This window comes from Streptomyces sp. NPDC048191 (assembly GCF_040652655.1).
Taxonomy (GTDB): Bacteria; Actinomycetota; Actinomycetes; order Streptomycetales; family Streptomycetaceae; genus Streptomyces.
In genome coordinates this window covers 21,830-44,014 of sequence record NZ_JBEZMO010000048.1, presented here as the reverse complement: position 1 = coordinate 44,014, position 22,185 = coordinate 21,830, and the positions used below count along the sequence as shown (strand labels likewise).

The window sequence follows — 22,185 nt, the reverse complement described above, 5'->3', positions numbered from 1 at the left end:
GTTGATAGGCCGGATCTGGAAGCCAGGTAACTGGTGGAGGTGACCGGTACTAATAGGCCGAGGGCTTGTCCTCAGTTGCTCGCGTCCACTGTGTTAGTTCTGAGGCAACGACCGTTGCCGGCTTTGAGCAGAACGCATAACTACAGAGTGTGCTTGTTCGCTCGAAACCATTAGGGTTTCGGTGGTCATAGCGTGAGGGAAACGCCCGGTTACATTTCGAACCCGGAAGCTAAGCCTCACAGCGCCGATGGTACTGCAGGGGGGACCCTGTGGGAGAGTAGGACGCCGCCGAACAATCTTTGGGAAGGACCCCTGGTCACCAGCGTTCAGCTGGGACCAGGGGTCCTTTCGTTTTTACAATGCTTGCGGTACCGAAGACAGGAGTCACCATGTCCACCAACTCTCCCGACGATCGACCGGAGCGCGACCAGCGGCGACGGGACAGTGGTGACCGGGGCGATCGCGGCGGCTACCGCGGTGACCGGGGCGGCTTCCGTCGCGACAACGACCGTAACGACCGCGGCGGTTACGGCGGCCGGCGTGACGACCACCGCGGTGACCGCGGCGGCTTCCGCCGTGACGACAGGCGCGATGACCGTCGTGACGACAGGCGTGACGACACCCGCGGCGACCGTCGTGATGACAGGCATGATGACCGTCGTGATGACCGGGGTGGGTTCCGTCGTGACGACCGTGGCGGTTACGGCCGTCGGGACGATCGTCGTGAGGGTGACCGGGGGCCGCGTCCGGCGTACCAGCGGGACGACCGTGACCGTGGGCCGCGCCGGGACGACCGGCGTGACGACCGCGGCTTCCGCCGCGACGACCGGGGCGGCGACCGGCCGTCCTACCGCCGTGACGACGACCGCGGCGGCTACGGCCGACGCGACGACCACCGCGGTGACCGCGGCGGATTCCGCCGTGACGACAGGCGCGATGACCGTCGTGACGACAGGCGGGACGACCGTCGCGATGACCGTCGTGACGACAGGCGTGATGACCGTCGTGATGACCGGGGTGGGTTCCGTCGTGACGACCGTGGCGGTTACGGCCGTCGGGACGATCGTCGTGAGGGGGACCGGGGTCCGCGTCCGGCGTACCAGCGGGACGACCGTGACCGTGGGCCGCGCCGGGACGATCGGCGTGACGACCGCGGCTTCCGCCGCGACGACCGGGGCGGTGACCGGCCGTCCTACCGCCGTGACGACGACCGCGGCGGCTACGGCCGACGCGACGACCACCGCGGTGACCGCGGCGGCTACGGCGACCGCCGTGACGACAGGCGTGACGACACCCGCGGCGACCGCGGTGACCGTGGTGGCTTCCGGCGGGACGACCGGGACCGGGGCGAGCGTGGTGGGTTCCGCGGCCGGGACGACCGCGGTGGCCGTGGGCCCCGTCGGGACGACCGCGGTGGTCGGCCCGGTGGCTTCCGTGGGCGTGACGACCGTCGTGACGACAGGCGTGACGACCGCCGGGGCGGTGGCCGCTTCCGTGACGAACGCGACCGGGACCGGGAGCCGATCAAGCGGCTGCCGATCCCCGAGGACGTCACCGGCGAGGAGATCGACAAGGACGTCCGGCAGGAGCTCCAGAGCCTGCCCAAGACGCTCGCGGACGACGTCGCCAAGAACCTGGTGATGGTCGCCCGGCTCATCGACGAGGACCCCGAGGGTGCCTACGGCTACTCCAGGGTGGCCCTGCGCCTGGCGTCCCGTGTGGCGGCCGTGCGCGAGGCCGCCGGGTTCGCGGCGTACGCCAACCAGAAGTACAGCGAGGCGCTCGCCGAGTTCCGGGCCGCGCGGCGGATGACCGGCACCGTGGAGCTGTGGCCGGTGATGGCCGACTGCGAGCGTGGGCTCGGGCGGCCGGAGAAGGCGCTGGACATGGCCGGTGCCGCCGAGGTGCACAAGCTGGACAAGGCCGGTCAGGTCGAGATGCGGCTCGTCGCTGCCGGTGCCCGCCGTGACATGGGCCAGCTGGACGCCGCCATCGTGACCCTGCAGAGCCCCGAGCTGGCCTCCAACGCGGTCCAGGCCTGGACCGCGCGCCTGCGGTACGCCTACGCCGACGCCCTGCTGGCCGCCGGCCGGGAGGGCGAGGCACGGGAGTGGTTCGCGAAGGCCGTGGAGGCCGACCGGGACGGCAGTACGGACGCCTCCGACCGGCTCGCCGAGCTGGACGGCGTGGAGTTCGTCGACGCCCTGGACGAGAGCGAGCAGGAGCCGCAGAAGCCGTCGGACGAGGACGGCGACGAGGGCTGACCCGTAGCCGCTGAGAAGGGAGGAGGGCAGGCTCCTTGTGGGGCCTGCCCTCTTTCGCATTGCGGGGCCGGAAAGGCTCAGATCTCCAGTGCCCGCAGCACCAGCCCGGACGCCGGCTTCGGGCCGAACGACGTCGACTTGCGGGGCATCGTCACGCCCAGGCGGGCCAGGTCGCGTACGACGTCCTCGCGGACGGGGTGCATCAGGACGGCGGTACCGCCGTTGCGTTCCGCCTTGGCGACCGTCGCGGCCGTGTCGTGGATGTACGCGATGTGGGCGGGGGAGTCCTCGGGGATGTGCCAGACGTGCTCGAGGAGCGTGGAGTGCAGGACCGTGGCGTCCAGGGAACGCCAGGCGGCCGGGCGGCCGGCCGGGATCGTCCGTGCCAGCAGGTCCGGGTCCGGGCGGTCGAGGAGGTGGAAGGCGCCGTCGCCGGCCAGCAGGAAGGCGTTGCCCGCGCAGGACGCGTCCGCCAGCGCCGCCAGCGCCTCGGGCAGCGGTGCGTCGAGGTGCCGTACCCGGAACAGGCCGTGGACCGCCGCGAGCGCGTCCGCGACCGGCAGTCCGTGCAGCAGTCGGTGGATGGCGCGCACGCGCAACGGGTAGCGGGCGGTGTCGACGAGCAGGACCAGGCCGTGGTCCCAGGCGCTGGGGGAGGGATGCTCCGCGCGCAGCCGCAGATAGGTGGCCCAGCGGTGGTGGCCGTCGGCGATCAGGGCCTGCTGGTGGGCGAGGTCGGACTGTATGCGGGTCACGTCGGCGGGGTCGGTGACGGACCAGAGGCGGTGCTGGAAGCCGTCCTCGGTGGTCGTGGCCAGCAGCGGGGGTTTCTCCGCGGTGCGTTCGACGACCTCGGCCGCCGTCCCGTCGCCGCGGTAGGTCAGCAGCAGCGGCTCCAGGTTCGCCCGCGTGGCGCGCATCAGGGCCGCGCGGTCGGCGACCACGGGCGCCATGACGTCCTCGTGCGGCAGCACCACGCCCTCCGTCGGCTCCGAGACCCGCAGCGCGCCGATGACGCCGCGCTGCAGCATGCCGCCGCCGTCGCGCTGCTCGTAGACGTACAGGCCGGGTACCGGGTCCGCGGTGAGGATGCCCTGGTCCAGCCAGCGGCGCAGGGTGTCGGCCGCCTGTTCGTTGCGGGCGCTCGGGGTGCCGGCCTGGGGCAGGATCAGCCGGACGATGTTGTGCGGGTCGGCGGACTGGAGGTGGTGCACTCCGTCGGGCCGTACGACGACGTCGTACGGCGGGGAGGTGACGGCGGCGAGGCTGCCGACCCGGTCGGGGTCGTAGCGAAGGCCGCGGAACGGGGTGAGTTCCAGGCCTCGGCGCGCCGTTGCTTCCGAGTGACCTGCAGTGTTCATCCCGGCATCGTACGTGTGTCAGTGGCGTGCGGGATGATCGGGGGAAAGACGGTCGAACGAGGAGCGATGTGGAATGAGCCAGGCGGTCAGGACGAGGCCCGAGGGCAGTGGGCAGCCCCTGAGCGAGGCGTACGACACGGCGCTGCTCGATCTGGACGGGGTGGTGTACGCGGGCGGGAACGCGATCGCGCACGCCGTCGACTCGCTGGCGGTGGCCCGCTCGGGCGGGATGCGTCTGGCGTATGTCACCAACAACGCGTTGCGGACGCCCGACACCGTCGCGGAGCATCTGACGGAGCTGGGCATACCGACGGGCGCGGATGACGTCATCACCTCCGCGCAGGCCGTGGCGCGGCTGATCAGCGAGCAGGTGCCGGCCGGGGCGCGGGTGCTGGTGATCGGCGGCGAGGGGCTTCGGGTGGCGCTGCGCGAGCGGGGGCTGACGCCGGTGGAGTCGGCGGACGACGATCCGGCGGCAGTCGTGCAGGGGTACGGCGGGCCGGATCTGACCTGGGGACGGTTCGCGGAGGCGTCGTACGCGGTCGCGCGCGGGGTGCCGTGGTTCGCGTCCAACACGGACCTGACGATTCCCAGTGGGCGCGGGATCGCGCCGGGTAACGGAGCGGCCGTGGAGGTCGTACGGATCGCGACGGGCAAGGAGCCGCAGGTGGCGGGCAAGCCGCTGCCGCCGATGCACCGGGAGACGATCATCCGGACCGGCGCGACGCGGCCCCTGGTGGTCGGGGACCGGCTGGACACGGACATCGAGGGCGCCTTCAACGGCGAGGTCGACTCGCTGCTGGTGCTGACCGGTGTCACGGACGGCATCCGGCTGCTCGCGGCACCGCCGCAGCACCGGCCGACGTATGTCGACGCGGATCTGCGCGGGCTGCTCACCGGCCAGCCGGAGGTGGTCCCGCTGGCGGAGGGTTTCCGCTGCGGCGGGTTCACGGCGACGCCCGGCGCGGACCGGCTGGAACTGGAGGGCGAAGGGGCGCCTTTGGACGGGCTGCGGGCACTGTGCGCGGCGGCCTGGACGGCGGCCGGGGAGGACTCGTGCGAGCTGGACGGGGGGAAGGCCCTGGCACGGCTTGGACTGTGACGGATACGCACCCGGGGATCGAGATCCGGAGCGAGGGTAGGCTAACCTAACCTCGTGTTGGTCGACAGTCCTCCGGAACAGCACGCGGAGACCGCCCCCGCGTCCCCAACCCGCCGGGCGGCAAGGGCCCTTGGGCTCCTGCTCTCCGCCGTGATCCTGGTGCTCGTCGCCCTGGCGAGCATCGCGATCGGGGCGAAAGCACTGTCACCGGACCAGGTCTGGCACGGCCTGTTCCACGACACCGGGACCTACGGCGACGTCGTGGTGGACGAGCGGCTCGCCCGGACGGTCCTGGGCCTGCTCGCCGGTGCCGCGCTCGGCCTGGCGGGCGCGGTCCTCCAGGCGCTCACCCGCAACCCACTGGCCGACCCCGGGCTGCTCGGCATCAACGCGGGTGCCTCCGCCGCGGTCGTCACGGCCATCACCTGGTTCGGCGTCACCGGTCTCACCGGCTATGTGTGGTTCGCCTTCCTCGGGGCGGCGGTGGTCGGCGCGCTGGTGTGGTTCCTGGGCGGCGGCCGGGGTGCCACGCCGGTGCGGCTCGCGCTCGCCGGTACGGCCATCAGCGCGGCCCTGTACGGCTACCTCCAGGCCGTGATGATCATGGACGACGCGGCGCTGAGCAAGATGCGCTTCTGGACGGTGGGTTCGCTGGCCTCGGCCACCGACTCGACGGTCGTGCAGGTGTTGCCGTTCCTCGCGGCCGGCACGCTCCTGGCGCTCGCGCTGGCCCGGCCGCTGAACGCGGTGGCGATGGGCGACGACACCGCCCGCGCCCTCGGCGCGAACCTGGGCCGCACCCGGGCGCTCGCCATGCTGGCGGCCACCGTGCTGTGCGGTGCCGCGACCGCGGCCTGCGGCCCGATCGTGTTCGTCGGCCTGATGGTCCCGCACGTCGTGCGCTCCTTCACCGGCCCCGACCTGCGCTGGATCCTGCCGTACGCCGCGGTCCTGTCGCCCGTGCTGCTGCTCGGCGCCGATGTCGTCGGCCGGGTGGTGGCCCGCCCCTCGGAACTCCAGGTCGGCATCGTCACCGCGGTCATCGGCGGCCCTGTCTTCATCTTTCTCGTACGACGGCGGAGGACGGCCCAGCTGTGAAGACCCGATCCATGAACCGGGCCGTACGCACCCCCGGCGGACTCTCCGTGCGCCTGGACCCGCGGTCCCTGACCGTCGTCGTCCTGCTGCTGGTGGCCGCCTGCGCCGCGGGCGTCGCCCTGATCGGCACCGGCGACGCGAGGATCCCCGTGGCCGACGTGCTGCGCGCACTCGCCGGCCACGGCAACGCGTACCAGGACTTCATCGTCAACGAGCTGCGGCTGCCGCGGGCGCTGGTCGGCCTGCTGGTCGGCGCCTCGCTCGGCCTCGGCGGCGCGCTCTTCCAGTCCGTCTCCCGCAACCCGCTCGGCAGCCCGGACGTGCTGGGCCTGTCGCAGGGCTCGACGGCCGGCGCGCTGGTCGTCATCGTGCTGATGTCCGGCAGCACCGCGCAGGTCACCGTCGGTGCGCTGATCGGCGGCCTGGTGACCGGGCTCGGTATCCATCTGCTGGCCTGGAAGCAGGGGGTGCACGGATACCGGCTCGTCCTGGTCGGTATCGGTGTCTCCGCCATCGCCACCGCGGTCAACGGCTATCTGCTCACCAAGGCCGACCTGGTCGACGCGGCCCGCGCGGTCGTGTGGATGACCGGTTCGCTGAACGGCCGGGACTGGGACCAGGTCTGGCCGCTGCTCGCGCTGTGCGCCGTCCTCGTCCCGCTGGTCCTCGCCCACGCGCGCGGCCTGCGGATGATGGAGATGGGCGACGACGTCGCGTTCGCCCTCGGGGTGCCCGTGCAGCGCGTCCGGCTGGTGCTGATGGTCTGCGCCGTGCTGCTCGTCGCGGCCGCCACCGCGGCCGCCGGACCCGTCAGCTTCGTCGCGCTGACGGCGCCGCAGCTCGCCCGCCGGCTGACCCGCTCGCCCGGCCCGAACCTGGTGCCCTCGCTCTGCATGGGCGCCGCCCTGCTGGTCGCCGCCGACTGGGCCGCACAGCGTGCCTTCGGCGCCGACCAACTGCCCGTCGGCGTGGTCACCGGCGTCCTCGGCGGTGGCTATCTGCTGTGGCTGCTGGTCGCCGAGCGCAGGGCGGGCCGGATATGAGGGGCACCGACACGAACACGACTGGGAGCACCGTGAACCGCCTGTCCGCCGAGAACGTCACCCTCGCCTACGACCAGCGCGTGATCGCCGAGCAGTTGTCGGTGGAGATCCCCGACCACTCCTTCACGGTGATCGTCGGCCCGAACGCGTGCGGCAAGTCGACCCTGCTGCGGGCGCTGTCGCGGATGCTCAGGCCGAGCCAGGGCCGGGTGCTGCTGGACGGTCAGGTCATCCAGTCGATGCCCGCGAAGAAGGTCGCCCGCACCCTCGGCCTGCTGCCGCAGTCGTCCGTCGCGCCGGACGGCATCACCGTCACCGACCTGGTCGGCCGCGGCCGCTACCCGCACCAGGGCCTGCTGCGCCAGTGGTCGCGGGAGGACGAGCGGGTCGTACAGGAGTCGATGCGGCAGACCGGGGTCGCCGAGCTCGCCGACCGGTACGTCGACGAGTTGTCCGGCGGGCAGCGGCAGCGGGTGTGGATCGCGATGGCACTCGCCCAGCAGACGCCGCTGCTGCTCCTGGACGAGCCGACCACCTACCTCGACATCCAGCACCAGATCGACGTCCTCGACCTGTGCGCCGAGCTGCACGAGACCCAGGGCCGCACCCTGGTCGCCGTCCTGCACGACCTCAACCACGCCGCCCGCTACGCCACCCACCTCATCGCCCTGCGCGGCGGCGAGGTGATCGCCGAGGGCGCCCCGGACGACATCGTCACGGCCGAGCTGGTGGAGCAGGTCTTCGGGCTGCGTTGTCAGGTCGTCGACGACCCGGAGACCGGCACCCCGCTCGTCGTGCCGGCGGCGCGCAAGGCACGGTCGGAGAAGGTCACAGCAGCTTCCTGAGCCGGAACAGGTCCAGCAGGCTCGCCTCCAGCCGCACCCGCCCCCTGCCCCAGGCGGTCGCGAAGTTCAGCTCGCCGTCCACCAGGGCCACCAGGTCGTCCCCGGCCATGGCGAGCCTGATCTGCGCCTTCTCCCGCGGCGGGCCGGGGTGGGTGTCGTCCACCTCGATCCGGCCGCCCGTCATCCGGCCGGTGAAGGTGACGTCCAGATCGGTGATGTGGCAGCTGACCGAGCGGTCCAGGGCGGCGGCCGCGCGGACATCGCCCTCGGCGCCCTGCATGTTGTCCGAAAGCTTCCCCAGCGCGGTGCGGCACTCCTCGATCGTCGCCATCGCCCCCGACGGTACCCCAGCGGTTCGGGGTAGCGTCGGGGCATGAGCGACTCGGTTCCGGAGACGGAGATCCCGGCGGAGGCGGTGGAGGCACTTCAGGCGTACGACCCCGCCGCGCCCGCCCCCCTGAACGTCCCGCGCACCCCCACCGGCAACGCCGAGGTCGACGACGGGCTGGAGCGGCTGGCCGACGCCGACCACCTCGCCACCGACGGCCATCTCGAGGTGTACGAGGATGTACACCGGGGGCTGCGCGACGCGCTCACCGCGCTCGACGCCCGCCCGGGACCTCCGGCGCCCCCGCCTTCGCACCGACAGGCGCCCTCACCGGCGTACCACCAGAGCAGGAGCTGAACCGAACGTGGCAGGAGTCGCACGTCGCCGCCTGGACGCGGAGCTGGTCCGCCGGAAGCTCGCGCGCTCGCGCGAGCACGCCAGCCAGCTGATCGCCGCCGGGCGGGTCACCGTCGGCAAGACCGTGGCGACCAAGCCGGCCACCCAGGTGGAGACCGCCGCGGCGATCGTGGTCCAGGCCGACCACGGCGACCCCGACTACGTCTCCCGCGGCGGGCACAAACTCGCCGGCGCGCTCGCGGCCTTCGTCCCGCAGGGGCTGGTGGTCGAGGGCCGGCGCGCGCTGGACGCCGGTGCGTCCACGGGCGGCTTCACCGACGTCCTGCTGCGCGCGGGCGCCGCGCACGTCGTCGCCGTGGACGTCGGATACGGACAGCTCGCCTGGTCTCTGCGCAACGATGAACGCGTCACCGTCAAGGACCGTACGAACGTACGCGAGTTGACGCTCGAGGCGATCGATGGGGAACCTGTGGATCTTGTCGTGGGCGATCTGTCCTTCATCCCGCTCGGGCTGGTGCTGCCGGCCCTGAAGCGGTGCGTGAAGCCGGACGCCGACCTGGTGATGATGGTCAAGCCGCAGTTCGAGGTGGGCAAGGAGCGGCTCGGCAGCGGGGGTGTCGTACGGAGTCCGCAGCTGCGGGCGGAGGCCGTGCGGGGAGTGGCCGAGAAGGCCTGGGAGCTGGGGCTCGGGGTGCAGTCGGTCACCGCCAGCCCGCTGCCCGGGCCCTCGGGGAACGTCGAGTACTTTCTCTGGCTGCGGGCGGGGGCACCCCAGGTGGACCCGGCCGACGTCGACCGTGCAGTGGCGGAGGGGCCGCGTTGACACAGAACCTGGCGCGTACTGTTTTCCTGCTCGCCCACACCGGGCGGCCCGCGGCGATCCGCAGTGCGGAACTCGTCGTCAAGGGGCTGCTGCGGCATGACATCGGGGTGCGGGTGCTGGAGGAGGAGGCGCGCGACCTGCCGCTGCCGGACGAGGTGCAGCTGGTCAAGGAGGCCACTCCGCAGTGCCTCGACGGGTGCGAGCTGCTGATCGTGCTCGGCGGCGACGGCACGCTGCTGCGGGGGGCCGAGTTCGCCCGCGCCTCCGGGGTGCCGATGCTCGGGGTCAACCTCGGGCGGGTGGGGTTCCTCGCGGAGGCCGAGCGGGACGACCTCGACCGGGTGGTCGACCGGGTGGTGGCGCGGTCCTACGAGGTCGAGGAGCGGATGACCGTCGACGTCGTGGTGCACCGCAACGGGGACATCGTGCACACCGACTGGGCGCTGAACGAGGCGGCCGTGCAGAAGGCCGGCGCCGAGAAGCTGCTGGAAGTCGTGCTGGAGATCGACGGCCGCCCGGTGACGGGGTTCGGCTGCGACGGGGTCGTGCTGTCCACGCCGACCGGGTCCACGGCGTACGCGTTCTCCGCCGGGGGCCCTGTGGTGTGGCCCGAGGTCGAGGCGCTGCTGATGGTGCCGATCAGTGCGCACGCGCTGTTCGCGAAGCCGTTGGTGACGTCACCGGATTCCGTGCTCGCGGTGGAGGTCCTGCCGCACATCCCGCCGGGTGTGCTGTGGTGTGACGGGCGGCGGACCGTCGAGTTGCCGCCGGGGGCACGGGTGGAGGTCCGGCGGGGGGCCGTGCCGGTGCGGCTCGCTCGGCTGCATCATTCGTCGTTCACGGACCGGATTGTCGCGAAGTTCGCGTTGCCGACCACCGGGTGGCGGGGGGCGCCGCACCACTCGGCGGAGTGACAATGGCGGGCCGTGTGCACTCCCCGGCCCGGACCTCGTATGGTCTGTTCCGTGTTGGAGGAGATGCGGATACGGTCGCTCGGGGTCATCGACGATGCCGTCGTCGAGTTGTCGCCGGGGTTCACCGCCGTCACCGGTGAGACGGGTGCGGGCAAGACCATGGTGGTCACCAGCCTGGGGCTGCTGCTCGGTGGGCGGGCGGACCCGGCGCTCGTGCGGATCGGGGCCGGGAAGGCGGTCGTGGAAGGGCGGGTCACCGTACCCGCGGACGGCTCCGCCGCCGTACGCGCCGAGGAGGCCGGGGCCGAGCTCGACGACGGGGCCCTGCTGATCAGCCGTACCGTTTCCGCCGAGGGGCGCTCGCGGGCCCACCTGGGCGGGCGCAGCGTGCCCGTGGGGCTGCTCGCCGAACTGGCCGACGACCTGGTGGCCGTGCACGGGCAGACCGACCAGCAGGGGCTGCTGAAGCTGTCCCGGCAGCGACAGGCCCTGGACCGGTACGCCGGCGACGCGGTCGCGGTACCGCTCGCCAAGTACGCCGAGGCCTACCGGCGGCTGCGGGCCGTCTCCGCCGAGCTGGAGGAGATCACCACGCGCGCGCGTGAGCGGGCGCAGGAAGCCGACATGCTGCGGTACGGGCTGGAGGAGATCGCCGCCGTCGAGCCGCGCGCCGGGGAGGACGCCGAACTGGCCGAGGAGGCGGAGCGGCTGGGGCACGCCGAGGCGCTGTCCTCCGCCGCCACGGCCGCGCACGCCGCTCTCGCGGGCAATCCCGAGGACCCCGAGGGGATCGACGCCTCGACGCTCGTCGCGGGCGCCCACCGGGCGCTGGAGGCCGTACGCTCGCACGACCCGGCGCTGGCCTCGCTCGCCGACCGGATCGGGGAGATCGGGATCCTGCTCGGTGACGTGGCCGGTGAGCTGGCCGGATACGCGGACGACCTGGACGCCGACCCGCTGCGGCTGGCCGCCGTGGAGGAGCGCCGGGCCGCGCTGACCGCGCTGACGCGCAAGTACGGCGAGGACGTCAACTCCGTCCTCGCCTGGGCCGAGCACAGTGCCGCGCGCCTGGCCGAGCTGGAGGGCGACGACGAGCGCACCGGGGAGCTGACCGCCGAGCGGGACGCGCTGCGCACCGAACTGGGCGGGCTGGCCCAGGCGTTGACGGACGCGCGGGCCGAGGCCGCCGAGCGGTTCGCCGCCGCAGTGACGGCCGAGCTGGCCTCGCTGGCGATGCCCCACGCGCGCGTGTCCTTCGCCATCCGGCAGACCGAGGACCCGGAGGGCGTCGAGGTCGGCGGGCGTACGGTCGCGTACGGCCCGGCGGGCGTGGACGAGGTCGAGCTGCTGCTCGCCCCGCACCCGGGCGCGCCGCCGCGGCCCATCGCCAAGGGCGCGTCCGGCGGTGAGCTGTCCCGCGTGATGCTCGCCGTGGAGGTCGTGTTCGCGGGCACCGATCCCGTGCCGACGTACCTCTTCGACGAGGTCGACGCGGGCGTCGGCGGCAAGGCCGCGGTCGAAATCGGGCGGCGGCTGGCGAAGCTCGCCAGGACCGCGCAGGTCGTCGTGGTCACCCACCTGCCCCAGGTGGCCGCGTTCGCCGACCGGCAGCTGCTGGTCGAGAAGACCAACGACGGGTCCGTCACCCGCTCCGGCGTGAAGGTCCTGGAGGGCGAGGAGCGCATCCGCGAGCTGTCCCGCATGCTGGCCGGCCAGGAGGACTCCGAGACGGCCCGCGCCCACGCCGAGGAACTCCTGGCGACGGCCCGGGCGGACCTGTAGGGAGCAGACGCCCGTCGGACTGCTGCGAGACGGGCATCTACAGTGAGCGGATGATCAGGCGTGGCGGAAGGAAGAGCGGGTTCGCCCTGGCGGCCGGGGTGACGCGGGCCGGAGCGGCGATGCTGCGCAGGGCGGCGCCCGGCGGGCGGGAGCGCTGGGAGCGGAAGAACTACGCCGGGCGGACCGTCGAACTGTACGCCGGACCCGCCTGCGCCGTCGGCGTGGCGCTGGCGGCCGCCCGGGTGCACCCCGCCGCCGGTGCCGCCGTGCTCGCCGCCGGTGCCTGCGGGGCGTACGACGACGTCGCCGGGGACGGCCGGCGTGGGCTGCGTGCGCATCTGCGGGCGCTGCGGGAGGGTGAAGTCACCAGCGGGTCCGTGAAGTTGTTCGGGATCTCGGCCGCCGGGCTGGTCGCGGGCGCGCTGATGAAGGAGCGGGTGCCGGACAAGCTGCTCGCAGGAGTCGTGATCGCCGGTGCCGCGCACTTCGTCAACCTCGTGGACGTCCGGCCGGGCCGGGCCGCGGGTGCGGTGCTCGCGCTCGGTACGCCGGGGCTGCTGCGCGAGGGCCCGGGGGCGGAACTGTCGGCCGCGGCGATGGGCGCCGCCGCGGCCGTCCTGCCCGAGGACCTCGGGGAGCGCGTGATGATCGGGGACACGGGGGCGCACGCGCTCGGCGCCGCGCTGGGGGCGGCCGTGGTGGCGTGCAACCGGCGCGCGGGGCTGCTCGCGCACGCCGTCGCGATCGTGGCCGCCGCCGGGTACGGGGACCGGGTGACCGCGTGGGCGCGCTCGCGGTGAGCGTCTGACCTCGCCGGACGTGGTCCGAGGGCGTTCACCCGGCCAGGTTCCCTTCCCCCGTGTGGGTGACGTGCTCCGGCGCATTGCCCCGGCCCACCGCACAGTGCGCCCTCCGGATTTCCCGCAATGGTGGTTCCCCCTGGCATGCTTGAGGGCACACGGTCCGCGCGGCAGGCGCGCGGGGTATGTCCTTCCGCCCCCCCTGAGCCCGCTACCTTCTGTACGTTTCCTCGTGACCGCCCACGCCGAACCAGGAGCCCCGGCCCCGTGAGCCCCCTGAGCAGCAACGCACCGCACGGCCAGTCGCCGCTGCGCACCGTGCAGGTGCTGGGCGGAGGCAACGCCGGCAGCAGCGCGCACGTGCGCTCGCTGGCCGAGGGGCTCGTGGCGAGGGGCGTGCGGGTCACGGTCTGCGCCCCCGTCGAGGCCGACCGCGCCTACGACTTCACCGGCACCGGTGCCGAGCACGTGCACGTGCCGCGCAGCAGCGACCCCGTCTCGGTGGCCGCGCTGCGCACCGCCTGCGCCAACGCCGACCTGGTGCACGCGCACGGGCTGCACGCCTCCTTCCGGACCGTCCTCGCCCTCGGCGGCCGGCGCACCCCGCTGGTGGTCACCTGGCACGACCGGGCCCAGGCGGAGGGACCGCGGGCGCATCTGCTGCGGATGCTGGAGCGGAGGGTGATGCGCACCGCGGCCGTGGTCCTCGGCACCACCTCCGACCTGGTGGACCGGGCCCGGGACACGGGGGCGCGGGACGCCCGGCTCGCCGCCGTCGGCCTGCCCGGGCAGCGGCGGCCCGTCGTCCTCGACGACCCCGACCGGATGCGCCCCAAGGTTCGCGCCGAACTCGGCGCCACCGGCCGCCCGTTGCTCATCGCGGTCGGCTCCCTCGACCGGCACCGCGGCTACGAGGTCCTGCTCGACGCGGCCCGCGCCTGGCGGGACCTGGACCCCGTGCCGCTGGTCGTCGTCGCCGGGGAAGGACCACTGCGGGCGGTGCTGCAGCGGCGGATCGAGGACGAGGAACTGCCGGTGCGGCTCATCGGCCGCCGCGAGGACGCGCCCGAACTGCTCGCCGCCGCCGACGTGGCCCTGCTGACGAGCAGTTGGGAGTCCCGTTCCGTCCTCGCCCAGGAGGCGCTGTACGCGCGCGTGCCGCTCGTCGCGACCCGGGTCGGCGGCATCCCCGACCTCGTCGGCGACGCGGCCGAACTCGTCCCGTACGGCGACCCGCAGGCGCTCGCGGACACCGTCGTACGGCTCCTCGCGGATCCGGGGCGCCGGGAGGAACTGCGCGAGGCGGGAGCCCGGCAGTCCGCGTCCTGGCCGAGCGAGGACGAGACGGTCGCCCAAGTGCTCAGCGTCTACGACGAGTTGACCCAGCCCCGGCCCCTCGCCTAGGTCCCTCGCCCAGGGCCTCTCGCCCAGGGCCTCTCGCCCAGGGCCGCTCGCCTAGGGAACGTGGCGGCGTGCGCGCAGAGCCAGGCTCAACGCCAGGACCGTCTGCGGGTCGTCGAGGTCGGTGCCCAGCAACTCCCCGATGCGGGCGAGCCTGTTGTAGAGGGTCTGGCGGTTGAGGTGCAGCTCACGGGCCGTCTCCGCCTTGCGGCCGGCGTGCGCCAGATACGTCTGCAGGGTGGGCAGCAGCGGTGGCTTGGACCGGTTGTCGTGGTCGCGCAGCGGGCCGATCGCCCGGTCCACGAACGCTGCCAGGTCCGGGTGGTCGCGCAGCCGCCACAGCAGCAGGTCGATGTCGAGCCGGCGGGCGTCGTACCAGGGCCGGTCGGACAGGCCCTGGGCCGCCGTCGCCGTCTCCGCCGCGTGCCGCAGCCCGGCCGACGCCGCCGCCCAGCCGCCCGCGACCCCGACGACCACGACCGGTGGCGGCGAGCCGGGCCGGCGCATCCCGGCGCGCTCCACGCCCGCGCGCAGCGCCGCCGCCACCCGGTCCGCGACCGCCGAGCGCTCCGACTCCGAACGCAGCCCGAGCAGCACCAGCACCCGGCCCTCCACCGGCCGTACGCCCAGCAGCACCGGTACCCCGACCGCGACCAGTTCCTCGGAGACCGCCCGCGCCAGCACCGCCCAGCCCCCGCCGGGGGAGAGGGAGTCCCCGATCCGCATCACCACGGGCAGCAGCGGGCTCTCGCCGGGCTTGAACCCGAGGACCCGGGCCTGTGCCGGGGCGTCCTCCGCGGTGATCCGGCCCTCGGCGAGATCGGTGAGGAAGTCACCGCGTCCGCGGGCCGCCAGCTCCTCCTCCTGCCGGGCCTGCATCAGCACCACGGCCAGGATGCCCGCGGCCCGCTCGGCGGCGATCCGGTGCACCGGGGCCAGCGGTGCGCGGACCGGCAGCAGGACCAGGCGGGCCCGCACGGCACCAGCAGTCCCCGGCCCACCGCCGGGCACGTCCACCAGCACCGAACCGGCGGGCGGCGGGGCGTCCTTGTGCGGGCCGCGCAGCCCTTCCCACACCTGAAGGGGGTCCGCGCCCTCGGGCCCTTCCCCGGCGGCGTACAACAGGCGGCCGTCGGCCGTCTCCAGGAACACCGGGTTGCCGCTGAAGTCCGCCAGGATGCCCAGCACCTGCGGCACCCCACCACCGCCCAGCAGCGCCTCGGTGCAGCGCCGGTGAACTTCCTCGGCCCGCTGGAGCAGGGCGTAGTGGCCGTTGACGATCTCGGTGTGGATCTCCTCGGTCACCGTCACGAACGGCACCTCGCGGTGCAGCTGGACCAGCGGCAGCCCGGCGGCACGCGCGGTGTCCACGAGGGCGGCGGGCAGCCGGGTGAACCGCGGGCCCAGCTCCACCACCAGGGCGGCGATCCCGCGCTCGGCGAGGGTGCGCACGAACGCCCGCTGCTCGGCCGGGCGGGTGCCGAGGCCGTAGCCGGTGGTGAGCAGCAGTTCGCCGCCCTTGAGCAGCGAGGCGATGTTCGGCACCTCGCCCGCGTGCACCCAGCGCACCGTGCGGCCCAGCCGGTCGGCACCCGCCACGATCTCCGGCAGCCCGCTGCGCAGGCCGGGCAGTTCCAGCGCCCGCTGAACGGTGATCCCGGCGCCCTGGGTGTCGAATCGGTGGTCCGTGCGGCTGTCCATGCAGCGGACGCTACCTGCGTGAACGCCCGCAGGACAGCTCCGGGTCACACCGGTGCGACGTTGTGGTTGAAGCGGAAGACGTTGTCGGGGTCCCAGCGCCGCTTCACCTTCTCCAGCCGCAGCAGCCTGCCGGCGCCCAGGCCCGCCCGGACGCGCTCGGGGCCCTCGTCGCCGACGAGGTCGAGGCAGACGGAACCGGTACTCCAGGGCCGTACGTCGGCGCAGGCGTCCCGGACCCAGGCCGTCGCCCGCTCGTCGTCGGCCGCGTCCGTCCAGCAGGCGAAGGGGTGCACCGTCCAGGACGCGTCCCGGTACGCCACCGGGTACTCGCGGGGACCGGCGGCGACCGCACCGCCCAGCGGGAAGAGAGCGTGACGGCTGCCGTTCGATGCGGGCATGCCGGCCGCGCGGGCACGGAAGAGGTCCACCAGTTCGTCGGGCAGGCCGGTCAGGCACTCGGCCGACCAGTGGCTGCGCAGGCCGGACGACGGGTCCAGCATGCACTGCACATCCGGGTACGGCAGGGCACCGACGACCTCCGTCTCGTGGGGCAGCGCCAGCAGCGGCCCGGCGAGCTCGCGCAGACCGGCCTCGCCGCCCACGTACGTCAGCAAAGCACCGCACAGGAGCGTGAACGGAGCCGGCGGACCGGTCAGGTACAGCACGGCGCCGCCCACCTCGTCCGGACCGCTGCGGATGACCTCGCGGAAGGCGCGGACCACGTCCGGGCCGGACTCCGGCGGGCACAGCAGCAGCGCGGCGGAGAACTCCGGCAGTTCGTGCAGCTCCAGGGTGAGCGCGGTGGCTATGCCGAAGTTGCCGTCCCCGCCGTGCAGTGCCCAGAACAGCTCGGGATTCTCGTCGGCGTTGGCGTGCATCCGCTCGGCGTCGGCGGTCACCAGCTCGACACCGATGAGGTTGTCGACGCCGAGACCGAAGGCGCGGTCCAGCCAGCCGGTGCCGCCGCCCAGGACGTACCCGGCGACCCCGGTGGCCGAGGTCCGGGCGCCGGTGGTCGCGAGGCCGTACGGCCGGGTGGCTCGGTCCAGGTGGCTCGTGGTGGCGCCGCCCTCGATCCGCACCGCCTCGGCCGCCGGGTCGACGGTCACCCCGTGCATCCGGCGCAGGTCCACCACGAGCGCGCCGTGGCCGAGCGCCGCCGAGGCCATGCCCTGCCCGCCGCCACGCACCGCGATCTTCAGATCGAGCTCCCGCGCGAAGCGCACGGCCCGGACGACATCGGTCACGTTCGCGCACTGGGCGACGGCCGCCGGGCGCCGGTCGATCATCACGTTGAAGGCCGTACGGGCGTCGTCGTAACCCGCGTCGCCCGGGGCGAACACCTCCCCGGCCAGCTCCTCCCGCAGCGCGGCGAGAGCCGTGCGCGCCTTCGAAGGGGGAGCCATGGCCGGGCCCCTTTCCGGAAGGGGGTGCGTGTTCCCAGCCTAGGCGTGAGCGTCCCGAAGGAGCGCGGGGAACTGCGCGGCCAGCCATGACGGACCCGCGGACGACCGGCTTGCCGGCCACCGGGCGGAGCCCTCAGCCGCCGTACGCCCCCGAGGCCGTCAGCCGCAGGGCGGTGTCGATCAGGGGCACGTGGCTGAAGGCCTGCGGGAAGTTGCCGACCTGGCGCTGCAGGCGCGGGTCCCACTCCTCGGCGAGCAGGCCCAGGTCGTTGCGCAGCGCGAGGAGCTTCTCGAACAGCTTGCGGGCCTCGTCCACGCGGCCGATCATCGCCAGGTCGTCGGCCATCCAGAAGGAGCAGGCCAGGAAGGCGCCCTCGTCACCGGGCAGGCCGTCCACGCCCGCGTGGTCGCCCTCCGTCGGGTAGCGCAGGATGAACCCGTCCGGCGTGGACAGCTCGCGCTGGATCGCCTCGATCGTGCCGATCACACGCTTGTCGTCGGGCGGCAGGAAGCCCATCTGCGGGATCAGCAGCAGCGAGGCGTCCAGCTCCTGGGAGCCGTAGGACTGCGTGAAGGTGTTGCGTTCCTTGTCGTAACCCTTCTCGCACACGTCCCGGTGGATGTCGTCGCGCAGTTCCTTCCAGCGCTCCAGCGGGCCGTCCACGTCACCGGACTCGATCAGCTTGATCGTGCGGTCCACCGCGACCCAGGCCATCACCTTCGAGTGCACGAAGTGCCGGCGGGGTCCGCGCACCTCCCAGATGCCCTCGTCCGGCTCCTGCCAGTGGTCCTCCAGGTAGCGGATCAGCTTCAGCTGGAGGAGGGAGGCGTAGTCGCTGCGGGCCAGGCCCGTCATGTGCGCCAGATGCAGGGCCTCGGTGACCTCGCCGTACACGTCCAGCTGGAGCTGGTGCGCGGCGCCGTTGCCCACCCGGACCGGAGCCGAGTTCTCGTAGCCCGGCAGCCAGTCCAGCTCGGCCTCGCCCAGCTCGCGCTCGCCCGCGATGCCGTACATGATCTGCAGGTTCTCCGGGTCGCCGGCGACGGCGCGCAGCAGCCATTCGCGCCAGGCGCGGGCCTCGTCGCGGTAGCCGGTGCGCAGCAGCGACGACAGGGTGATCGCGGCGTCGCGCAGCCAGGTGTAGCGGTAGTCCCAGTTGCGGACGCCGCCGATGTCCTCCGGCAGGGAGGTGGTGGGGGCCGCGACGATGCCGCCCGTGGGCGCGTACGTCAGCGCCTTGAGAGTGATCAGGGAGCGGATCACCGCCTCCCGGTACGGCCCGTGGTACGTGCAGTGCTCGACCCACTCGCGCCAGAAGTCCTCCGTCGCCTCCAGCGAGGCCTCCGGCTCCGGCAGCGGCGGCGGCTCCTTGTGCGAGGCCCGCCAGGAGATGGTGAACGCGATCCGTTCCCCCGGGGCGACGGTGAAGTCGGCGTACGTGGTCAGCGACTTTCCGTAGGTCTCCGCCTCCGTGTCGAACCACACCGAGTCCGGCCCGGCGACCGCCACCGTACGGCCCTCGTGCTTGTGCACCCAGGGCACGACCCGGCCGTAGGAGAACCGCATCCGCAGGGCCGAGCGCATCGGGACCCGGCCGGTGACGCCCTCCACGATCCTGATCAGCTGCGGCGCGCCCGCACGCGGGGGCATGAAATCGGTCACGCGGACCGTGCCGCGCGGGGTGTCCCACTCGGACTCCAGGACCAGCGAGTCGCCGCGGTAGCTGCGCCGGGCGGCCGTGGGCGGCTGGGCGTCGGCGGCGTGGGCCGGGCCCAGCCGCCAGAAGCCGTGCTCCTCGGTGCCCAGCAGGCCGGCGAAGATGGCATGCGAGTCGAAGCGGGGCAGGCACAGCCAGTCCACCGTGCCGTCCCGGCAGACCAGCGCTGCGGTCTGCATGTCTCCGATGAGTGCGTAGTCTTCGATGCGCCCGGCCACGTGCAACTCCAGTCGAACGGCCACGTCACCCCCGCGCAGGGGGGCTGTCGCTAGTGCGGTCAAGGGGTCGTTGTTGTGCGTCGTTGAGCGGTGAAGCAAAGCAGCCCGCCGTTACGTAAGGCAACACGACAGTCTTTGCCCAACGAACTGCCGCGCTCACGTTGTTCCGGGTGGTGCTGGCGGGGGTGTGCCGTCGTTCCGGCCGGGCTCGGCAGCGAGTGTCCGAGCAGGATACGACGCACGTAGATGATCTGCGTGCCGCTCCGGGCAACCCGTGTGGGCCGAACGGGTGAGCAGCAGGTGATGACCATGTGACGTGTGCGTGCCTGTGCTCGCGCGATGGCGGAGCGTGGCCGGAAGCCATCTCGTCCAGGCGCTGATACCCTGGTAGCCCGTGGACCGGTGGGCCCGAAACCCCCGAACCGCAGCGACGGCATCCCCGCCCGGGAGCACAGCAGGCTCCGGGCCGGAGGCCGTACCGCACGACAGACCGCGACCACGGGAGCCCCCTCTTGGCCATGCCGCCGAAATCTACGACGACCAAGCACATCTTCGTCACCGGGGGTGTCGCCTCCTCGCTCGGCAAGGGCCTCACCGCCTCCAGCCTGGGCATGCTGCTCAAGGCCCGCGGCCTGCGCGTCGTGATGCAGAAGCTCGACCCGTACCTGAACGTCGACCCGGGCACGATGAACCCCTTCCAGCACGGTGAGGTGTTCGTCACCAACGACGGCGCCGAGACCGACCTGGACATCGGCCACTACGAGCGCTTCCTGGACCGCGACCTGGACGGCTCCGCGAACGTCACCACCGGCCAGGTCTACTCGACGGTGATCGCCAAGGAGCGGCGCGGTGAGTACCTCGGCGACACGGTCCAGGTCATCCCGCACATCACCAACGAGATCAAGCACCGCATCCGCCGCATGGCCACCGACGAGGTCGACGTCGTCATCACCGAGGTCGGCGGCACGGTCGGCGACATCGAGTCGCTGCCGTTCCTGGAGACCGTCCGCCAGGTCCGCCACGAGGTCGGCCGGGACAACGTCTTCGTCGTGCACATCTCGCTCCTGCCGTACATCGGTCCCTCCGGCGAGCTGAAGACCAAGCCGACCCAGCACTCCGTCGCCGCGCTGCGCAACATCGGTATCCAGCCCGACGCGATCGTGCTGCGCTGCGACCGCGAGGTCCCGACCGCCATCAAGCGCAAGATCTCGCTGATGTGCGACGTCGACGAGGCCGCCGTGGTCGCCTGTCCCGACGCCCGCTCGATCTACGACATCCCGAAGACCGTGCACGGCGAGGGCCTGGACGCCTACGTCGTCCGCAAGCTCGACCTGCCGTTCCGTGACGTCGACTGGACGACCTGGGACGACCTGCTCGACCGCGTCCACAACCCCGACCACGAGATCACCCTCGCCCTGGTCGGCAAGTACATCGACCTGCCCGACGCCTACCTGTCGGTCACCGAGGCCTTGCGCGCCGGCGGCTTCGCCAACAAGGCCCGCGTGAAGATCAAGTGGGTCACCTCCGACGACTGCAAGACCCCGGCCGGTGCCAAGGCCCAGCTGTCCGACGTGGACGGCATCTGCATCCCCGGCGGCTTCGGTGAGCGCGGCGTGACCGGCAAGGTCGGCGCCATCCGCTACGCCCGCGAGAACCGGATCCCGCTGCTGGGCCTGTGCCTGGGCCTGCAGTGCATCGTGGTGGAGGCCGCCCGCAATCTGGCCGATATCACGGACGCCAACTCCACCGAGTTCGACCCGGCCACCGCCCACCCGGTCATCTCCACCATGGCCGAGCAGATGGACATCGTCGCCGGTGAGGGCGACATGGGCGGAACGATGCGCCTGGGCATGTACCCGGCCAAGCTCGCCGAGGGCTCCATCGTGCGCGAGGTGTACGACGGCAAGGAGTACGTCGAGGAGCGGCACCGCCACCGCTACGAGGTGAACAACGCCTACCGCGCGGAGCTGGAGAAGAAGGCCGGCATCCTGTTCTCCGGCACGTCGCCCGACGGCAAGCTCGTCGAGTACGTCGAGTACCCGCGCGACGTACACCCCTACCTGGTCGCCACGCAGGCGCACCCCGAGCTGCGTTCGCGGCCGACGCGCCCGCACCCGCTCTTCGCCGGCCTGGTGAAGGCCGCCGTCGAGCGGAAGATCGCGAAGTAACACAACAGTTGTACGGTGGCCGGGGCGCGCTCGTTCAAAGGGATCGTGCCCCGGCCGCTCGTGCACGTGGGGAAGGACAGGCATGACGATCAAGGACACCCCCGAGGAATGGGAGATCCGGGCGACGGAGACCCCCTTCGTGGGCAACAAGACCTCCGTCCGCACGGACGACGTGGTCATGCCCGACGGCTCGGTGGCCCGCCGCGACTACCAGGTCCACCCCGGCTCGGTCGCCGTCCTCGCCCTGGACGAGGAGGACCGGGTGCTGCTGATCAACCAGTACCGCCACCCGGTGCGGCACAAGCTGTGGGAGATCCCGGCCGGCCTGCTCGACGTGCCCGGTGAGAACCCGCTGCACGCCGCCCAGCGCGAGCTGTACGAGGAGGCGCACGTCAAGGCCGGGGACTGGCGGGTGCTGACCGATGTGTACACCACGCCCGGCGGCTGCGACGAGGCCGTTCGGATCTTCCTCGCCCGCGACCTGTCCGAGGCCGAGGGCGAGCGGTTCGCGGCGGAGCACGAGGAGACCGACATGCAGCACGCGCGCGTGCCGGTCGAGGAGCTGGTGCGCCACGTCCTGGCCGGCGACGTGCACAACAACTGCCTGGTCGTCGGCGTCCTCTCGCTGGTCGCCGCCCGCGGCGGCGACGGCCTGGACGCCCTGCGCCCGGCCGACGCACCGTGGCCGGCCCGGCCCTTCCGCTCCTGAAGCCGCAGCCGTTCGGGGTACCGGTGTGACGATCGCCTGATCCGATCAGGGGACTCGTCCGTCGCGCTCGTCACGGCACTCCGCAGAGCGTGAACTAGGCTCTTGCACGCCCGCAGTGGAACATCCGGCGGGCTTGCGCGTGCGGTG

Annotated in this window: 19 protein-coding genes and 1 rRNA gene; 14 read left to right on the top strand and 6 right to left on the bottom strand. The window is 72.9% G+C overall.

Going from position 1 to position 22,185, the window contains the following annotated elements:
* Positions 1-177 precede the first annotated feature (177 nt).
* Positions 178-294 (top strand): 5S ribosomal RNA (rrf, locus tag AB0D93_RS39455).
* 32 nt (positions 295-326) lie between these two features.
* Here rrf and AB0D93_RS39450 read toward each other — a convergent pair.
* On the bottom strand, positions 327-1,241 hold the full coding sequence (locus tag AB0D93_RS39450) for a hypothetical protein (RefSeq protein WP_362130901.1): 915 nt from the start codon (positions 1,239-1,241) through the stop codon (positions 327-329).
* A 291-nt stretch (positions 1,242-1,532) separates the two neighbouring features.
* Here AB0D93_RS39450 and AB0D93_RS39445 point away from each other — a divergent pair, with 291 nt between their 5' ends.
* Positions 1,533-2,264: a hypothetical protein gene (locus AB0D93_RS39445; protein WP_362130897.1), complete on the top strand. Its 732-nt coding sequence runs from the start codon at positions 1,533-1,535 to the stop codon at positions 2,262-2,264.
* Between the two features lie 77 nt (positions 2,265-2,341).
* On the opposite strand, the gene AB0D93_RS39440 is transcribed toward AB0D93_RS39445, so the two are convergent.
* Positions 2,342-3,625 carry a DUF1015 domain-containing protein gene (locus AB0D93_RS39440; protein ID WP_362130885.1) on the bottom strand — a complete coding sequence of 428 codons (1,284 nt, stop codon included), beginning with the start codon at positions 3,623-3,625 and terminating at the stop codon, positions 2,342-2,344.
* Positions 3,626-3,698: 73 nt separating this feature from the next.
* Between AB0D93_RS39440 and AB0D93_RS39435 the strand changes: the two genes are divergently transcribed.
* The 4 genes from AB0D93_RS39435 to AB0D93_RS39420 are packed head-to-tail and all read left to right on the top strand — an operon-like array spanning position 3,699 to position 7,713.
* A complete protein-coding gene (locus AB0D93_RS39435) occupies positions 3,699-4,727 on the top strand; it encodes an HAD hydrolase-like protein (RefSeq protein ID WP_362130882.1) in 1,029 nt (342 codons plus the stop codon).
* 54 nt (positions 4,728-4,781) lie between these two features.
* Positions 4,782-5,825 (top strand): iron chelate uptake ABC transporter family permease subunit, encoded by a 1,044-nt coding sequence (locus AB0D93_RS39430; protein ID WP_362130879.1) that lies wholly within the window; start codon positions 4,782-4,784, stop codon positions 5,823-5,825.
* Between the two features lie 11 nt (positions 5,826-5,836).
* The gene (locus AB0D93_RS39425; RefSeq protein WP_362130894.1) at positions 5,837-6,868 is read left to right on the top strand and encodes an iron chelate uptake ABC transporter family permease subunit; all 1,032 of its coding nucleotides are present in this window, start codon (positions 5,837-5,839) and stop codon (positions 6,866-6,868) included.
* On the top strand, positions 6,865-7,713 hold the full coding sequence (locus tag AB0D93_RS39420; RefSeq protein ID WP_362130876.1) for an ABC transporter ATP-binding protein: 849 nt from the start codon (positions 6,865-6,867) through the stop codon (positions 7,711-7,713). Before AB0D93_RS39425 ends, AB0D93_RS39420 begins: the two co-directional genes overlap by 4 nt.
* On the opposite strand, the gene AB0D93_RS39415 is transcribed toward AB0D93_RS39420, so the two are convergent.
* Positions 7,697-8,044: an SCP2 sterol-binding domain-containing protein gene (locus tag AB0D93_RS39415; RefSeq protein WP_362130873.1), complete on the bottom strand. Its 348-nt coding sequence runs from the start codon at positions 8,042-8,044 to the stop codon at positions 7,697-7,699. The genes AB0D93_RS39420 and AB0D93_RS39415 overlap by 17 nt on opposite strands.
* A 42-nt stretch (positions 8,045-8,086) precedes the next feature.
* Between AB0D93_RS39415 and AB0D93_RS39410 the strand changes: the two genes are divergently transcribed.
* The 6 genes from AB0D93_RS39410 to AB0D93_RS39385 all read left to right on the top strand — a co-directional run bounded on the left by AB0D93_RS39410 (position 8,087) and on the right by AB0D93_RS39385 (position 14,121).
* Positions 8,087-8,398: a hypothetical protein gene (locus tag AB0D93_RS39410; RefSeq protein ID WP_362130869.1), complete on the top strand. Its 312-nt coding sequence runs from the start codon at positions 8,087-8,089 to the stop codon at positions 8,396-8,398.
* Positions 8,399-8,405: 7 nt separating this feature from the next.
* On the top strand, positions 8,406-9,221 hold the full coding sequence (locus AB0D93_RS39405; RefSeq protein ID WP_362130866.1) for a TlyA family RNA methyltransferase: 816 nt from the start codon (positions 8,406-8,408) through the stop codon (positions 9,219-9,221).
* A complete protein-coding gene (locus tag AB0D93_RS39400) occupies positions 9,218-10,135 on the top strand; it encodes an NAD kinase (protein ID WP_362130863.1) in 918 nt (305 codons plus the stop codon). Before AB0D93_RS39405 ends, AB0D93_RS39400 begins: the two co-directional genes overlap by 4 nt.
* A 39-nt stretch (positions 10,136-10,174) precedes the next feature.
* On the top strand, positions 10,175-11,917 hold the full coding sequence (gene recN, locus AB0D93_RS39395) for a DNA repair protein RecN (RefSeq protein WP_362130859.1): 1,743 nt from the start codon (positions 10,175-10,177) through the stop codon (positions 11,915-11,917).
* Between the two features lie 50 nt (positions 11,918-11,967).
* Positions 11,968-12,717, top strand: coding sequence for a hypothetical protein (locus AB0D93_RS39390; protein WP_362130856.1), 750 nt, complete (start codon positions 11,968-11,970; stop codon positions 12,715-12,717).
* Between the two features lie 267 nt (positions 12,718-12,984).
* On the top strand, positions 12,985-14,121 hold the full coding sequence (locus tag AB0D93_RS39385; RefSeq protein ID WP_362130853.1) for a glycosyltransferase family 4 protein: 1,137 nt from the start codon (positions 12,985-12,987) through the stop codon (positions 14,119-14,121).
* Positions 14,122-14,172: 51 nt separating this feature from the next.
* Here AB0D93_RS39385 and AB0D93_RS39380 read toward each other — a convergent pair whose 3' ends face one another.
* From AB0D93_RS39380 to AB0D93_RS39370, 3 genes are all read right to left on the bottom strand, one after another.
* A complete protein-coding gene (locus AB0D93_RS39380) occupies positions 14,173-15,819 on the bottom strand; it encodes a PucR family transcriptional regulator (protein ID WP_362130850.1) in 1,647 nt (548 codons plus the stop codon).
* 44 nt (positions 15,820-15,863) lie between these two features.
* A complete protein-coding gene (locus AB0D93_RS39375; RefSeq protein ID WP_362130848.1) occupies positions 15,864-17,225 on the bottom strand; it encodes an FAD-binding oxidoreductase in 1,362 nt (453 codons plus the stop codon).
* A 133-nt stretch (positions 17,226-17,358) separates the two neighbouring features.
* Positions 17,359-19,161 (bottom strand): glycoside hydrolase family 15 protein, encoded by a 1,803-nt coding sequence (locus tag AB0D93_RS39370; protein ID WP_362130891.1) that lies wholly within the window; start codon positions 19,159-19,161, stop codon positions 17,359-17,361.
* A gap of 518 nt (positions 19,162-19,679) precedes the next feature.
* On the opposite strand from AB0D93_RS39370, the gene AB0D93_RS39365 reads away from it, so the two are divergent.
* Positions 19,680-21,329: a CTP synthase gene (locus tag AB0D93_RS39365; RefSeq protein ID WP_362130845.1), complete on the top strand. Its 1,650-nt coding sequence runs from the start codon at positions 19,680-19,682 to the stop codon at positions 21,327-21,329.
* An 82-nt stretch (positions 21,330-21,411) separates the two neighbouring features.
* Complete coding sequence (locus AB0D93_RS39360; protein ID WP_362130842.1) at positions 21,412-22,038, top strand: NUDIX hydrolase; 627 nt, start codon at positions 21,412-21,414, stop codon at positions 22,036-22,038.
* Positions 22,039-22,185 lie beyond the last annotated feature (147 nt).